Annotated in this window: 13 protein-coding genes; 7 read left to right on the forward strand and 6 right to left on the reverse strand. The window is 61.1% G+C overall.

Annotated features, from left to right (window positions below; translation table 11 throughout):
- Positions 1-14: 14 nt before the first annotated feature.
- Positions 15-1,358, forward strand: coding sequence for an imelysin family protein (locus tag JFU04_RS23230; protein ID WP_201145779.1), 1,344 nt, complete (start codon positions 15-17; stop codon positions 1,356-1,358).
- A gap of 249 nt (positions 1,359-1,607) precedes the next feature.
- Positions 1,608-3,062 (forward strand): TrkH family potassium uptake protein, encoded by a 1,455-nt coding sequence (locus JFU04_RS23235; RefSeq protein WP_065908958.1) that lies wholly within the window; start codon positions 1,608-1,610, stop codon positions 3,060-3,062.
- On the opposite strand, the gene JFU04_RS23240 is transcribed toward JFU04_RS23235, so the two are convergent.
- Entirely contained in the window at positions 3,019-4,077 is a 1,059-nt protein-coding gene (locus JFU04_RS23240; RefSeq protein ID WP_106802768.1) for an AraC family transcriptional regulator, read from the reverse strand. The two genes, JFU04_RS23235 and JFU04_RS23240, sit on opposite strands and share 44 nt — an antisense overlap.
- A gap of 160 nt (positions 4,078-4,237) precedes the next feature.
- Here JFU04_RS23240 and JFU04_RS23245 point away from each other — a divergent pair, with 160 nt between their 5' ends.
- The 3 genes from JFU04_RS23245 to JFU04_RS23255 all read left to right on the forward strand — a co-directional run bounded on the left by JFU04_RS23245 (position 4,238) and on the right by JFU04_RS23255 (position 6,393).
- On the forward strand, positions 4,238-4,549 hold the full coding sequence (locus tag JFU04_RS23245; protein ID WP_065909861.1) for a DUF962 domain-containing protein: 312 nt from the start codon (positions 4,238-4,240) through the stop codon (positions 4,547-4,549).
- A 361-nt stretch (positions 4,550-4,910) separates the two neighbouring features.
- Positions 4,911-5,093: a hypothetical protein gene (locus tag JFU04_RS23250; RefSeq protein ID WP_065908954.1), complete on the forward strand. Its 183-nt coding sequence runs from the start codon at positions 4,911-4,913 to the stop codon at positions 5,091-5,093.
- A gap of 103 nt (positions 5,094-5,196) precedes the next feature.
- Complete coding sequence (locus JFU04_RS23255; protein ID WP_065908952.1) at positions 5,197-6,393, forward strand: MFS transporter; 1,197 nt, start codon at positions 5,197-5,199, stop codon at positions 6,391-6,393.
- On the opposite strand, the gene arfB is transcribed toward JFU04_RS23255, so the two are convergent.
- The 4 genes from arfB to JFU04_RS23275 form a co-directional block, all read right to left on the reverse strand.
- Positions 6,390-6,803, reverse strand: a complete 414-nt coding sequence (arfB, locus tag JFU04_RS23260; protein WP_065908949.1) for an alternative ribosome rescue aminoacyl-tRNA hydrolase ArfB — start codon at positions 6,801-6,803, stop codon at positions 6,390-6,392. The two genes, JFU04_RS23255 and arfB, sit on opposite strands and share 4 nt — an antisense overlap.
- 117 nt (positions 6,804-6,920) lie before the next feature.
- Positions 6,921-8,339, reverse strand: coding sequence for a hypothetical protein (locus JFU04_RS23265; protein ID WP_201145780.1), 1,419 nt, complete (start codon positions 8,337-8,339; stop codon positions 6,921-6,923).
- A gap of 136 nt (positions 8,340-8,475) precedes the next feature.
- Entirely contained in the window at positions 8,476-9,159 is a 684-nt protein-coding gene (locus JFU04_RS23270) for a pentapeptide repeat-containing protein (protein WP_106802766.1), read from the reverse strand.
- Between the two features lie 105 nt (positions 9,160-9,264).
- Complete coding sequence (locus tag JFU04_RS23275) at positions 9,265-10,686, reverse strand: amino acid permease (RefSeq protein WP_065908943.1); 1,422 nt, start codon at positions 10,684-10,686, stop codon at positions 9,265-9,267.
- 640 nt (positions 10,687-11,326) lie between these two features.
- On the opposite strand from JFU04_RS23275, the gene JFU04_RS23280 reads away from it, so the two are divergent.
- Together JFU04_RS23280 and JFU04_RS23285 are read left to right on the forward strand one after the other, a co-directional pair.
- On the forward strand, positions 11,327-11,464 hold the full coding sequence (locus JFU04_RS23280; protein WP_003175756.1) for a hypothetical protein: 138 nt from the start codon (positions 11,327-11,329) through the stop codon (positions 11,462-11,464).
- Positions 11,465-11,537: 73 nt separating this feature from the next.
- Positions 11,538-12,497 carry a leucyl aminopeptidase gene (locus JFU04_RS23285; protein ID WP_201145781.1) on the forward strand — a complete coding sequence of 320 codons (960 nt, stop codon included), beginning with the start codon at positions 11,538-11,540 and terminating at the stop codon, positions 12,495-12,497.
- 1,190 nt (positions 12,498-13,687) lie between these two features.
- Here the strand turns inward: JFU04_RS23285 and rluB are convergent.
- Positions 13,688-14,911, reverse strand: a complete 1,224-nt coding sequence (gene rluB, locus JFU04_RS23290; RefSeq protein WP_106802764.1) for a 23S rRNA pseudouridine(2605) synthase RluB — start codon at positions 14,909-14,911, stop codon at positions 13,688-13,690.
- Between the last annotated feature and the right edge of the window lie 30 nt (positions 14,912-14,941).

Raw genomic sequence — 14,941 nt, forward strand, 5'->3', positions numbered from 1 at the left:
GCAGGATGTTCGCCATGATTCGTATGCCCCTGGCCACCGCCAGTCTGCTGGCCATTGCCATTTCTCTCGCCGGTTGCGGCGAAGGTAAAGACAAGGCCGCAGCGCCCCAGGCGCCGACCCCGGCTGCCAGCACTACCGCTCCAGCGGCTGCCACCCCTGCCGGCCAGGTCGACGAAGCGGCCGCCAAGGCCGTGGTCGCGCATTACGCAGACATGGTGTTCGCGGTCTACAGCGATGCCGAGTCCACTGCGAAGACCCTGCAAACCGCCATCGACGCCTTCCTCGCCAAGCCGAACGCCGACACGCTGAAAGCCGCGCGCGACGCCTGGATCGCCGCCCGCGTGCCGTACCTGCAGAGCGAAGTGTTCCGCTTCGGCAACACCATCATTGATGACTGGGAAGGCCAGGTGAACGCATGGCCGCTGGACGAAGGCCTGATCGACTATGTCGACAAGTCCTACGAACACGCCCTGGGTAACCCGGGTGCGACTGCCAACATCATCGCCAACACCGAGATCCAGGTCGGCGAAGACAAGGTCGACGTGAAGGACATCACCCCGGAAAAACTCGCCAGCCTCAATGAGCTGGGCGGTTCCGAAGCCAACGTCGCTACCGGCTACCACGCCATCGAATTCCTGCTCTGGGGCCAGGACCTGAACGGCACCGGCCCTGGCGCCGGCAACCGTCCTGCCTCGGACTACCTGACAGGTGACGGCGCCACCGGCGGCCACAACGAGCGTCGCCGCGCCTACCTGAGTGCCGTGACCCAACTGCTGGTCAGCGACCTGGAAGAAATGGTCGGCAACTGGAAACCCAACGTCGAAGACAACTACCGCGCCACCCTGGAGGCAGAACCTGCCACCGACGGCCTGCGCAAAATGTTGTTCGGCATGGGCAGCCTGTCCCTGGGCGAGCTGGCCGGTGAACGCATGAAGGTTTCGCTGGAAGCCAACTCGCCGGAAGACGAGCACGATTGCTTCAGCGATAACACCCACAACTCGCAGTTCTATGACGCCAAGGGCATCCGCAACGTCTACCTGGGCGAGTACACCCGCGTCGATGGCACCAAGCTGACCGGCGCCAGCCTGTCGTCCCTGGTGGCCAAGGCTGATCCGGCTACCGACACCGCCCTGAAGGCTGACCTGGCGGCGACCGAAGCGAAGATCCAGGTCATGGTTGACCACGCCAACAACGGCGAGCACTACGACCAACTGATCGCCGCTGGCAACGAAGCCGGCAACCAGATCGTGCGTGACGCGATCGCCGCACTGGTCAAGCAGACCGGTTCGATTGAAGCAGCCGCAGGCAAGCTGGGTATCAGCGACCTGAACCCGGATAACGCTGATCACGAGTTCTGATCAGTGCGGTGCTGAAAAAGGCGACCTTCGGGTCGCCTTTTTTATGTGCGCCCTTTCTACTGACACTTATCCGTGTGGGAGCTGGCTTGCCTGCGATAGCGGTGGGCCAGTCATCCCTTGATCGACTGATACACCACTATCGCAGGCAAGCCAGCGCCCACCGTCGAACCGCGTTGCGGCGCGTACCCCGGTTTACATGCACTGCACCGCAGGTAGAATGGCGCCACCCTCAACCCCCGAGCGAACTTCATGGCGTTGCCGACCCTACGCATCATCGGTTTCATCATCGGCATCTTCCTGATCACCCTCGCGATCGCCATGGTCGTGCCAATGGCCACCCTGGTGATCTTCGAACGCACCAGTGACCTGCCCTCGTTCCTCTGGGCCAGCCTGATCACCTTTATTGCCGGTTTGGCCCTGGTGATTCCCGGCCGCCCCGAACATGTGCATCTGCGCCCGCGCGACATGTACTTGCTCACGGTCAGCAGTTGGGTGGTGGTGTGCGTGTTCGCCGCGCTGCCGTTTCTGCTGACCCAGCACATCAGCTACACCGACTCGTTCTTCGAAAGCATGTCCGGCATCACCGCCACCGGTTCCACCGTGCTGAGCGGGCTGGACACCATGTCACCGGGCATCCTGATGTGGCGCTCGCTGCTGCACTGGCTCGGCGGCATCGGCTTTATCGGCATGGCGGTGGCGATCCTGCCGCTGCTGCGTATCGGCGGCATGCGCCTGTTCCAGACCGAATCCTCGGACCGCTCGGAAAAAGTCATGCCCCGCTCGCACATGGTGGCGCGGCTGATCGTGGCGGCGTACGTGGGCATCACCATCCTTGGCAGCCTGGCGTTCTGGTGGGCCGGCATGGGCCTGTTCGACGCAATCAACCATGCAATGTCGGCGATTTCCACCGGTGGATTCTCCACCTCCGACGAATCCCTGGCCCACTGGAAACAGCCCGCGGTGCACTGGGTCGCGGTGGTGGTGATGATCCTCGGCAGCCTGCCGTTCACCCTGTACGTGGCGACCCTGCGCGGCAACCGCCGTGCGTTGATCAAGGACCAGCAGGTGCAAGGCCTGCTCGGTTTGCTGGTGGTGACCTGGCTGGTGCTCGGCACCTGGTACTGGTGGACCACCGATTTGCATTGGCTCGACGCGCTGCGCCATGTGGCGGTGAACGTCACCTCGGTGGTCACCACCACCGGCTTTGCACTGGGGGACTACAGCATTTGGGGCAACTTCTCGCTGATGCTGTTCTTCTACCTGGGATTTGTCGGCGGCTGCTCCGGCTCCACGGCGGGCGGGATCAAGATCTTCCGCTTCCAGGTCGCCTACATCCTGCTCAAGGCCAACTTGAACCAGCTGATTCACCCACGGGCGGTGATCAAGCAGAAGTACAACGGCCACCGCCTCGACGAAGAGATCGTGCGTTCGATCCTGACGTTCTCGTTTTTCTTCGCCATCACCATCTGCGCCATCGCCCTGGCCTTGTCGTTGCTGGGCCTGGACTGGATGACGGCGCTGACCGGCGCCGCCAGCACCGTGTCCGGCGTCGGCCCGGGGCTGGGCGAGACCATCGGCCCGGCGGGCAATTTCGCCAGCCTGCCGGATGCGGCCAAGTGGATCCTGTCGCTGGGCATGCTGCTGGGCCGACTGGAGATCATTACAGTCTTTGTTCTGTGCATTCCGGCATTTTGGCGTCACTGACCGTCGACGCATCCTGCAACCGCGCCCGGTATTCGCCGGGCGTGGCATCGAACCAGCGGCGAAACGCGCGAAAGAAGTTGCTCGGGTCGGCAAACCCCAACAGGTAGGCGATTTCCAGCAGGGTCATGCTCGGCTGTGCGAGGTACTGCTCGGCCAATTCGCGGCGGGTGTCATCGAGCAGGGTCTGGAAACTGGTGCCCTCTTCCTGCAAGCGCCGCTGCAACGTGCGCTGGGACAGGTGCAGGGTCTGGGCCACCACTTCACGCTTGGGCTCGCCCTGTGGCAACAGGCGGCACAGCACCTGACGCGCCTTGTGCGTCACGCGGCTTTCCGAGAAACGCGCCAGGTATTCACCGGCAAACCGATCGTGCAGCAGCGCCATGGCCTCGTTGGCCGTGGGCAGCGGCGCGTCCATGTCGGCGCGTTCGAAGATCAGCGCGTCATACGGCGCATTGAATTCCAGCGGAGCATGGAACGCTTGTTTGTAGGGGGCCAGGTCCACCGGTTGATCGCCTTGCAGCAGCACCTTGCGCGGTTGCAGGGTGCGCCCGGTCAGCCAGCCACACAGCGCCAGGGCACTCGCCAGCGAGGCTTCGGCGCTTTGCCGGGTGGGCGGCAGGTGATCGCCATGCACGGTGAGGATCAGCGCGTAACCTTCGGGGAGCAGGCGGAAACTGAGGTCGGCGCTTTCGGCGATGATCCGCTGGTAGCGCACCAGGCGCATAAACCCTTCGGCGAGGGTGTTGCTGGACATCAACGCATACCCGGCCACATGAAACGATGCCGGACGTACCACCTTGCCCATGTTCAGGCCAATCGCCGGGTTGCCCGAGACCTCCACCGCCCGCTGCCACAGCCGGGTCATGGAATCTTGTGGGAAGCGTGCATCGGGGTCGCTGAGCGCGGCGTAGTCCAGGCCGAGTTGCTTGAACAAGGCGCGGCAATCCAGGCCGTCCATTTCCAACGCCTTGACTATCCCCATCGCCCAGCTTGCAGAAGTTGTTCGTTCGCTCATGGCGTCTTCTTAATAAAGCAGGCTCAAACGGCAGCCAGGAAGCCAAGGATACTAAAGTGGCATCTATTGTCACTGGCTGTTACCACTGATCACTCTAGACTCAAATAAGCTCCCCGCCGAACATCTGTTGGGCGGCACAACAATCAAAGGGCCGGTCACCGTGGAAAACGTCAAGCGATTCAACAGCTTTGCCGAGTTTTACCCGTATTACCTGACTGAGCACGCCGACAGCACCTGCCGGCGCCTGCACTTTATCGGCACCACCCTGGTGATCGGCATCCTCGCGTATGCCATCGGCAGAGGCTCGTTGGGCTTGCTGCTGGCCGTGCCGATTGCCGGCTACAGCTTCGCCTGGGTCGGCCACTTCTTCTTTGAAAAGAACCGCCCGGCAACCTTCCAGCACCCGTTCTACAGCTTGCTGGGGGATTTTGTGATGTACCGCGACATGATTCTCGGCAAGGTGCCCTTCTGAGGTGTGACCCCGTGTCACTTGCGTAAAACAATGAAAGTTCGTTCATTGGTCGAGATTAAATTCTTTTTGTCATTTTCAGTGCTGTATCCTGCCAAGGCTTTTTGAGAGCGCGGAATCACCTGCGATTGAAAAAACAGACTTTGCGAGGAGCGACGACGATGCACGAGATACCTAATCTCCCCTTCCCAAGCCTGCACCCTACTGAGCAGCCAACACCGCAGCAGGCCAGCGACCAGCAGCCTGAGGCCAAAGAAGCACCACCAGTCGACAGCGAAAGCCAGGACTGACGCCGTACCAGACCGTGTGGAAAGCGCACCTTTGAGCGCTTTCCACACTGCCTGAATCACCCGAGATACCTGCCATGACCGATACCCTCCCCGACACCCCGGACGCCGCCGTACTCGACGCTGCCTTGCAGATGGTCGAAGTGTGGAACCGCCTCAGCGCGGACAAGCAAGCCAAGTTGCTCAAACGCTTTGGCACCCAGGAAAACGCATTGGCGGCCCTGGTTACCACGCAATTGCTGGCCCCCTCCCAAGCCTGACGCAGTGCCGACCTGACGTTTTTGCGTTTTAGCGCCCTGCGCCGGCCCAAGCCCGGTATCATTAGCCGCCTATCTTTACCTGCTGCGACAGTGGACCTCTCCCATGCCAGATACCCAGCGCCCCATGGCGGTCACGCTGCAAGTCGTTTCCATCGTGTTGTTCACCTTTATCGGCTACCTGAATATCGGCATCCCGCTGGCCGTATTGCCCGGCTATGTCCACAGTGAGCTGGGCTACGGCGCGGTCATCGCCGGCCTGGTGATCAGTGTGCAATACCTGGCCACGCTGCTGAGCCGTCCGTACGCAGGCAAAATCATCGACAACCTGGGCAGCAAGCGCGCCGTGCTGATCGGCCTGGTGGGCTGCGGCCTGAGCGGCGTGTTCATGCTGCTCGCGGCGTGGTTCTCCAGCTTGCCAGCCGTGAGCCTGGGCAGCCTGCTGATCGGCCGCCTGGTGCTCGGCAGCGCGGAAAGCCTGGTCGGCTCGGGCGCCATCGGCTGGGGCATCGGCCGCGTGGGGGCGGCGAATACGGCCAAGGTGATTTCCTGGAACGGCATCGCCAGCTACGGCGCACTGGCGGTTGGCGCACCACTGGGGGTGCTGCTGGTCAGCCACCTGGGGCTGTGGAGCATGGGCGTCAGTATCATCCTGCTGGCGGTGATTGGCCTGCTGCTGGCCTGGAACAAGGAAGCGGCACCGATCGTGGCCGGCGTGCGCCTGCCGTTCATGAATGTGCTGGGCCGGGTCCTGCCGCACGGCTGCGCGCTGGCCCTGGGCTCGATCGGCTTTGGCACCATCGCCACCTTTATCACCCTGTATTACACCACCCAGCATTGGGATAACGCGGTGTGGGCCCTGAGCCTGTTCGGCGCCAGTTTTATCGGTGCGCGCCTGCTGTTCGGCAACTTGATCAACCGGATTGGCGGCTTTCGCGTGGCGATTGCGTGCCTGTCGGTGGAAATCCTCGGGTTGCTGTTGCTGTGGCTGGCACCGGATGCGAACTTGGCCCTGGCCGGCGCGGCGTTGAGCGGCTTCGGTTTTTCCCTGGTGTTTCCGGCGCTGGGAGTCGAGGCGGTCAATCTGGTGCCGGCGTCCAGCCGCGGGTCGGCGGTGGGGGCTTACTCGCTGTTCATCGACCTGTCGCTGGGCATCACCGGGCCGCTGGCCGGGGCGGTGGCGGCAGGTTTCGGCTTTGCATCGATCTTCCTGTTCGCCGCCCTCGCCGCCCTCGGTGGCCTGCTGCTCAGCGTGTACCTGTACCGCCAGGCGCCGAAGGCCCGCGAAGCGCGCGACGCCTAGAAGTCGACCTTGCCACGCCCGGCCTTGATACTGCCGCGCTTGGTCTTGGATTCGAGTCGACGCTTTTTCGAGCCGAGGGTCGGCTTGGTCGGGCGGCGCTTCTTCTCGACTTTGGTGGCACTGAGGATCAGCTCCACCAAACGCTCCAGCGCATCCGCGCGATTCTGCTCCTGCGTCCGGTATTGCTGGGCCTTGAGAATCAACACGCCTTCGCTGGTGATACGGCTGTCGCGCAGCGCCAGCAGCCGCTCCTTGTAGAACTCCGGCAGCGACGAGGCCGGAATATCAAAGCGCAAATGCACCGCGCTCGACACCTTGTTGACGTTCTGCCCACCGGCGCCCTGGGCGCGGATGGCGGTCAGCTCGATTTCGGCATCGGGCAGGTGCACGTTGTTGGAAATTACCAGCATTGGGACAGGTCCGTTGTTCAGAACGGCCAGCATACTCGAACAAAACAAGGCCCTCGCGGTAAACCGGCGCTTGCGATGACCCCATTGAGCCGACTACAGGGCCTATAGCGCCCGATATCAAATGATCCGCCCGTCCGGCATTACCTTCGCTCGGCTCCCCCCCTGCAGGTCATGACGAAATTTTTCATAATGAGTGCTCACGGGCGCCTGCTTGTTCAGGGCATTCATAACCTCTGAATTGGAAATAGTAAAATCGCGGGCTGCAATCGGGCCGGAGAACGGTTCACGGTAGAGCGACTCCTCCCACTGGGTAGGGAGGCCATGGTTGGCGGCACCCAGGTTGACCTCGACCATGGAGTGATGATTGTCATCCACCAGGTAACCGGTAGCCATCCAACGGACCAACTCTTTCATTTCCCGCTGGGCCCTGACTTCGGCCTGCTCATTCGACTCGCCAGCCTTTGGCTGGTTAAGCCCCAACGTATTGACCAGCCCAGTGCCCAGCAACCGGGCTGCGGTCATAAATCGGTCGGTGGTTCCAGAAGGCCCCGCCACGACAGGTTTTTGCTGCAAAGCCGCGTCCTTGGCAAAGCCGGTGCCTTGCTTGACTTGCCAAACGGCGAAGCCGTTACCTCGGGGGATCACGGTATGCTCCAAGGGCAGCGCCGCCTGGCTTTTTATCGGTCCTTGATAGCCAAACTGGCCATCATCTCGATCCACACGGTTGCGTGGGTTAAAGCGCGCAAAATCAAGCTCCCGCGAACTCAGCCGGTCGTCGGCTTTCAGGTCCGCTGCCGACACCCAGACGTTGCTGCCCTGCGAAGTTGCTTCACGGAAGTCGTTCTGTACTTTAGTCAGGCTGGCACCCACGCGTGCTGGGTTGCTCAGCACAGGCCGCCCGTTTACATCCTTGATGGATTCATAAAGATGCCAATTCTGCGAGGCATCCTGAGTGTTTTCATTACTAAAAGTATAAAGCGCGAGTTGCTCCGGCAAGGGATGCTCTTTAGTGCCGCCTCGGGCAGGTCCGAACTGCTTGGACTCCAAATAAGGCACGTCGACAATCGGTGCGACACGCTCTTTCAGCTCAGTTGAACTGTGAATGCGCTCCAGGGTTTCTCGAAAATAAGCCGAGTTACTCAAGTTGAAAAAAGCCGTGGCCTTTTCACGCAATGTCAGAGGCTCGTCTCCCGAACGGTGGGCACGTGGGCCGCCCTGTCGTGCTTCATCAAGGATACGACTGAAGCCTCCGGCCCCTAACTGACCGATCACGCCGAAGCGAGGCTGATCCGAGGAGTAGCTGCTTAACAGGTTGGCCGTGGCTTTGAGTTCATTGCCCTCGACCAACGTAGATAGCTTGATCAGGCTGGCAAGCAAGCCATCAATGGTTTTATGGGCCGCAGCGCTTTCACTGGCGAGCCGTCCCAAGTTGGCTTCAATCCGGCTGTTTTCGGCGACGTTGTTGTTTTGAAGGACGCCGGGGGAAAGCACCGGCGCATTGAAAGTCTGTTGCGCAGGATGTGGCATCTCGATCATGGCGAACTCCTCATTGAGAACAGATGAAATCTCAATGTTGAGTGAATGCCCCTAAAGCATTTTTTTCTGTAGTCGCTTTCTGATTCATCGTGATACACGCGGGGCCTCGAAAAGCAGGCACGTCCCTCATAAAACCTTAGGCAACGGACAAGCCCAACTCGGATAACAGCATCGACGCCTGGGCTTTGGAAATCACGGCGCCTTTGAACAGTTTGGCATCATTGAGGCGAAACCCGCTCAAATCCGCGCCGCGCAAGTCGGCACCGGCAAAATTGGCGCCGTGGATACGGGCATGGGCGAGGCTGCAGTCGATCAGTTCGGCCTTGCGAAAATCAGCCTCCGACAAATCGCTGTCGGAGAAGTCCAGGTTATTCAACACGGTGCGCGCAAACGATAACCCGGACAGAAACGCGCTGTTCAGGCGGGTTTCACTGAAGCTCAGCCCCAGGGAGGCGCAATGGGTGAAGTTGGCGCCGGTCAATTTGCAGTGTTCAAAATTCGCCTGGGACAGCTTGCTGCGCTGCCAACGGGTGTTGTTCAGGTCACAGCTGTGGAACTGCGCCTCCAACAGGTTCGCCGCCTCGAAAATCGCGTGGCCGGCCCGGCAGCTTTTCCACTGCGTGCCTTCCAGGCGCGCACCGAGGAAAGACGTCTGGACCAGGATGCAGCGTTCGAATACCCAGTGATCCAGCGCCATGCGCGAGAGGTCAGCGCCACTCAGGTCGACGCCAATCAGGCGCAGGGGCCCGCCGTGCTGGTCGATCAGGTCTTCCAGCGCGTCACGCTGCAAGGCGCCGCCGTCGATATCAGTGAGTTGCATGGGGTCTGCGCTCCTGGAACGTTTAAACACGACGCGCGAGTCTACCCCGTCGGCGCCCACAAAAAACCCGGCACGCAGCCGGGTTTTCCGTTTGGGCGGGGCGGCTTACTTCAACGCCGCACTCGCCGTACCCAGCGCCGCTTCGGCACTGCGCTTGTTCTTGATCCAGTAGCACACCGCCATGAACGCCACCCACACCGGGATTGCGTACACCGACACCTGGATGCCTGGAATCATCAGCATGATCACCAGGATAAACGCCACGAACGCCAGGCAAATGTAGTTGCCGTAGGGGTACCACAGCGCCTTGAACAACGGCACCTGGCCGGTGCGGTTCATGTGCTGGCGGAACTTGAAGTGCGAGAAGCTGATCATCGCCCAGTTGATCACCAGCGTGGCCACCACCAGCGACATCAGCAGTTCCAGCGCATGCTGCGGGATCAGGTAGTTCATCAGCACCGCCACCAGGGTGATCGCCGCCGACGCGAGGATCGAACGCACCGGCACGCCGCGCTTGTCGATCTTGGCCAATGCCTTCGGCGCATCGCCCTGCTCGGCCATGCCCAGCAGCATGCGGCTGTTGCAGTAGGTGCCGCTGTTGTACACCGACAGCGCAGCGGTCAGCACCACGAAGTTGAGGATGTGCGCGGCGGTGTTGCTGCCCAGCATCGAGAACACCTGGACGAACGGGCTGCCGCTGTAGGCATCGCCGGAGGCGTTGAGGGTCGCCAGCAGGCTGTCCCATGGCGTCAGCGACAACAGCACGACCAGCGCGCCGATGTAGAAGATCAGGATGCGGTAGATCACCTGATTGATTGCCTTGGGGATCACGGTGCGTGGCTGGTCGGCTTCGGCGGCGGTGAAACCGAGCATTTCCAGGCCGCCGAAGGAGAACATGATGATTGCCATGGCCATCACCAACCCGCTGACACCATGGGGGAAGAACCCGCCGTGATCCCACAGGTTGCTCACCGAGGCTTGTGGTCCGCCGCTGCCGCTGACCAGCAGGTAGCTGCCCAGGGCGATCATGCCGACGATGGCCACGACCTTGATGATGGCGAACCAGAACTCGGCTTCACCGAAGACTTTGACGTTGGCCAGGTTGATCAGGTTGATCAGCACGAAGAACGCCGCTGCCGAGACCCAGGTCGGGATCTCCGGCCACCAGTAGTGCACGTATTTGCCGACGGCGGTCAGCTCCGACATGCCCACCAGGATGTACAGGATCCAGCAGTTCCAGCCCGACAGGAAGCCGGCGAAACCGCCCCAGTATTTGTGGGCAAAGTGGCTGAAGGAGCCGGCGACCGGCTCTTCGACGATCATTTCGCCGAGCTGGCGCATGATCATGAAGGCAATGAAGCCGCAAATGGCGTAGCCGAGGATCATCGACGGGCCGGCGGACTTGAGCACCCCGGCCGAGCCGAGGAACAGGCCGGTGCCGATGGCGCCACCGAGGGCGATCAACTGGATATGCCGATTTTTCAGGCCGCGTTTCAGCTCGCCTGAAGAGGAATGGGGTCCACTCATGAAAAGGGTCTCACGCAAGGTTTGATGATGTTGATTGCAGGTTGCTGCCTTGAATTACCGACTCAAGCAGCGCCGCTCAAACCCCAGCGCAGGCACCAGGAGTACAGCGTCTTTCTAACGGTCATGCGTCACCTGTTTGTTTTTATCTGTGACGAAATCGAACCCGTCCGGCTCGTGGCCAGGCGGAGTGATCAGGGTAGGTAAACCCCGAGGTCTTGGCCTTTTGCGTGGTTACGCAAGGGGGGTCACAGTAAAACGCGGCGCATTGTACACCGCTCGACAGCTTGGGGCCGCCCCTCCAGCCGGCATGCGACGATCTGTCAGGTAATCCTTACAGCGGGAAAGGGCCCAATAATGCCGCGACATTGTCGTAAATTAATCGTTACAGCATGGAAAATTCGCGTTACAGCTGTTCGGTGAAGAAAAATTGTCGGTAGGAAAATTCTCCATCATCAGCATCGCCAGCTGCTTGTATTTGCTCAAGAAAAAACCAGGCCGGAAAAACAGAAGAAAAAATCCAAATGCAACGGTGTCAATAAATATTTTGCGTTCTGAAACACTCTCTCCTAGGTTCATCCCACTTGCCCAGCGAAGCCCGTTGGCAAGCCGTCCTCAAACAACGTCCTCTAGGAGATACACCATGCAAGCACTGGAAAACGACCTGGAAACCGAACTGCAACTCGACGATTGGTTTGAAGCGCCGACCCACGAGGCCGCCGTAGAGATGATGCAAGCCGACGCCGTCGTGCCCTTCGGCACGGCGATGTGGCCATTCTGACACCCGGCAGGCAACCGGCAGGTGCTGTGCACGGCACCTGCTCCCTTACCCAAGGCACAGAAGGACACCCGTCATGGACAAGGCCCGCGCCGTCGAACACTTTCTCTACTACCTCGCCCACCACCCGGCCCTCAGCGGGCTGAGCCAGCCTACCGTGCTGCTGGGCCATACCGAGCGCTACGACGCCATCGCCCAGGCGATCACCCACAGCAGCGCCGCCCGTTTCAATTTCCAGGTGCAGCGCCTCGACCTGGCCGCCAGTGACACCCTGGCCCAGGCCATTGAAGCCTGCGACCTGTACCTGTTCCTCTACGATGCCTCCACGCTGCCCAACCCACGCGCCGAAGGCCCGGACTTTATCCGCGCACTGCACGGCGTGATGGCCGAGCACTGGCAGAAGTCCCTGCTGTTCAAGGATTACGGCGACTATTTCTACGACACTTTCAGCGTCGAGCCGCAGCGCATCGCCGACCTCAACGCCACGCTGATCCGGCGCATGTCCCAGGCCAACGTGCTGAGTTTCACCGACAAGCACGGCTCACGCCTGCAGGCGCCGCTGAGCAGCATCAAGAAGTGGACCAATATCAATGGCATCGGCAACCACGACCTGGCACCCGGCGAGATCGCCACCCACAGCGAGTCGATCAGTGGCCAGGTGCGCTTTGTCGGCACCTTCCTGAGCACCATCCCGTTTGCGCGCAAGTACGGCGTGCTGCAGTCGCCGCTGGAGCTGTGGATCGAGAACTCGACCATCTGCAGCGTGGCCAGCGACGTACCGGGGCTGGCGGATGACTTCAACAAATACCTGAACGCCAACCCGTCCAACCGGCGGGTGGAGGAGTTGGGGATCGGCACCAATGAAGGCGTGAAGGACCTGTACGCGCGCAACGCCGGGTTTGAAGAGCGCCATTGCGGGCTGCACCTGGGCCTTGGCGGCGGGCAGAAAGGCAGTCATCACCTGGACCTGATTTTCGCCAGCGGGGTCTTGGCGCTGGATGACAAGCCGGTGTTTGATGGACGGTTTGCGTTCTGATCACAAAATCCAGACACACTGGAGATCCAGATGTGGGAGCGGGCTTGGGCTTCGGCGTGCTGCACCGGCATTTGAGCGGACGGTACAACTCGGTTCCAACCTTGAAATACACCCCAAATGTGGGAGCGGGCTTGCTCGCGAAGGCGGTAGACCAGCCACCCTCTCCAGCAACTGACCCACCGCCTTCGCGGGCAAGCCCGCTCCCACAGTTTTGATTGCTGTTGGGCTTGGGATTCGGGGTGCTACACCAGCATTTGAGCGGACGGTACAACTCGGCTCCAACCTTGAAATACATCCCAAATGTGGGAGCGGGCTTGCTCGCGAAGGCGGTAGACCAGCCACCTTCTCCAGCAACTGACCCACCGCTTTCGCGAGCAAGCCCGCTCCCACAGTGGAACTGCGCCAGACACAGGAATCAGGCCAGCCCCTCCAAAACTGTGGGAGTTGAGCCAGGCACAGCGTTCAGTCCAGACACCAATCAGTGTGGGAGCTGGCTTGCCTGCGAAGGCGGTGGATCAGCTAAATCATGGTTGACTGACCCACCGCCTTCGCGGGCAAGCCCGCTCCCACAGTTTTGATTGCTGTTGGGCTTGGGATTCGGGGTGCTACACCAGCATTTGAGCGGACGGTACAACTCGGCTCCAACCTTGAAATACATACCAAATGTGGGAGCTGGCTTGCCTGCGAAGGCGGTGGATCAGCTACATCATGGTTGACTGACCCACCGCTTTCGCGAGCAAGCCCGCTCCCACAGTGGAACTGCGCCAGACACAGGAGTCAGGCCAGCCCCTCCAAAACTGTGGGAGTTGAGCCAGGCACAGCATTCAGTCCAGACACCAATCAGTGTGGGAGCTGGCTTGCCTGCGAAGGCGGTGGATCAGCTAAATCATGGTTGACTGATCCACCGCTTCGCGGGCAAGCCCGCTCCCACAGTTTTGAATGCTGTTGGGCTTGGGCTTCGGGGTGCTGCACCAGCATTTGAGCGGACGGTACAACTCGGTTCCAACCTTGAAATACATCCCAAATGTGGGAGCGGGCTTGCTCGCGAATGCGGCAGACCAGCCAACTTCTCCAGCGACTGACACAGCGTTTTCGCGAGCAAGCCCACACACACATTGGAACGGGTCAGCAAATCCAGACCAAAAAAACGCCAACCCTAGGGTTGGCGTTTGTGTGCAGCGCTTAGCGCATCACTGCGGCTTCTTGCGACCAAAACCTGGACGCTGACCCGAACCGGCCGGGGCGCCACGGCGCTTGCCAGACGGCTCGTCCGCGACCAGTTTCGGCCCTGGGCGCTTGTTTGCCGCCGGCTTGGCTGGACGCTTGGTGCTGGCGTTATCCGCTGGGCGATCGGCTTCACCACGGTTGCTGCGACCGCCGCTCGGCGCTTCACCACGGGCCGGACGCGGCGCACGTGGAGCACGCTCGCCTTCCTGACGCGACGGCGCCGTCGGGCGACGCTCGCCTTCGATGTGCGGCTCACGCGAGATGCGCCCACCGGTCGCCGGCGCATTCAGGGCCGGGCGCAAGGTGCGCGCCACGCGCTCGGTACGCGCAACAGGACGCGAGGATTTACGCTGCATACGCTCAAGCTTGTCTTTGCTCTTGGCATTCATCTGCGGCATCGCGACCGGCGTCAGGCCGACTTCGGCGCTGAGGATGTCGACTTCGTACTGGCTCATTTCGCGCCAGCGGCCCATCGGCAGGTCGGAGTTGAGGAACACCGGACCGAAACGCACGCGCTTCAGGCGGCTGACCACCAGGCCCTGGGATTCCCACAGGCGACGCACTTCACGGTTACGGCCTTCCATCACCACGCAGTGGTACCAGTGGTTGAAACCTTCGCCGCCCGGTGCCTGCTTGATGTCGGTAAATTTGGCCGGGCCGTCTTCCAGCACCACGCCGGCCTTGAGGCGTTCGATCATCTCGTCGTCGACTTCACCGCGTACACGCACGGCGTATTCACGGTCCATCTCGTAGGACGGGTGCATCAGGCGGTTGGCCAGTTCACCGTCGGTGGTGAACATCAGCAAGCCGGTGGTGTTGATGTCCAGGCGACCGATGTTGATCCAGCGGCCTTCCTTGGGCTTGGGCATCTTGTCGAACACGGTCGGACGGCCTTCCGGGTCGTCACGGGTGCAGATCTCGCCATCGGGCTTGTTGTACATGATCACGCGGCGCACCGATTCGGCGGCCTCTTCACGCTTGATGACCTTGCCATCAATGGTGATTGCATCGTGCAGGTCGACGCGCTGGCCGAGGGTGGCCTCGACGCCGTTGACCTTGATGCGCTTCTGGGTGATCCAGGCTTCGACGTCGCGGCGCGAGCCCACGCCGATACGCGCCAGCACCTTTTGCAGTTTTTCGCCTGCTGGGCCGATTTCCTGGCTGTCGTTCTGGTCTTGGTCGTTCATCTTAAGCACCTCCCGGTGGGTCGATTCAGG

The sequence above is a fragment of the Pseudomonas sp. TH21 genome (assembly GCF_016651025.1).
GTDB lineage: Bacteria > Pseudomonadota > Gammaproteobacteria > Pseudomonadales > Pseudomonadaceae > Aquipseudomonas > Aquipseudomonas aylmerensis.